Raw genomic sequence first — 712 nt, 5'->3', positions numbered from 1 at the left:
CACACAAGACATTTCCGCCTGGATGACCCACGCCTATCCTGGAATGTTCTTATGTCAAATGCTCTAGAGCCGCTGCAACAGACTCAGCGACCTGAGGAGGAACATTGCTGTAAAAAAGCCAGGCCCCCTGCGAACGCGGCAAAAGACCGCTACACAGCACCAAGGCGCGCTCATGGAGTTCGGGGGGGCGCTGGTCGGCGGGGAGGGCCAGTTGCCACGTGTGTTCATCGTACTTGGCCCCGAGAAGTAAGCCCTTTTCGTGCAACTGAAGGAAGTGGAGGCCGTACCATTCACCACGTCGCCATATGCCCACGCCGTCCAGCAGCGCTGTTATTTTGCGTCCCGAGGCCGAAGTGATTTCGTACAGGCCCTTTTCGGTGGGCTTGTCAACTTTATGGAAAGTTTGCCCGTCCCAGCGGCAAAAGCTCTGTCCCAAAGGGCTGATACCGCCGAGGGTTTCCAGGCTCTGGGCATACTCGGTCAGCGTAGGCAAAGTGGCAGCCAAATACCGCGCAGGAGCCTCTAGAACTCTGCCCTCAGTAGGGGGAGTAGCTGGCCGCAGACGGGCAGGCGCTCCAGGCTGAGGGTCGGCCTGAGCTTGTGCTGCCTGCGGAGCGGTGCGTGCGCCTGTCAGAAAGTGGAGCGGGGTAGTGGTACGCGAAATCCTTCCACATCGGCCCCACTTTTTAGGAGGGTGGGGCACACTGGAGGG

At 59.7% G+C, this 712-nt stretch carries 1 protein-coding gene; it reads right to left on the bottom strand.

Annotation, left to right across the window (positions count from 1 at the left end; translation table 11 throughout):
- Nucleotides 1-49: 49 nt before the first annotated feature.
- A partial coding sequence (locus tag IE158_RS13450) for a hypothetical protein (RefSeq protein ID WP_229839148.1) occupies nucleotides 50-712 on the bottom strand: 663 nt, incomplete at its 5' end.

The sequence above is a fragment of the Deinococcus piscis genome (assembly GCF_014653275.1).
GTDB classification, from domain to species: domain Bacteria; phylum Deinococcota; class Deinococci; order Deinococcales; family Deinococcaceae; genus Deinococcus; species Deinococcus piscis.
Note: the sequence above shows the minus strand (reverse complement) of the source record. Positions and strands in the feature narration are given on the sequence as shown.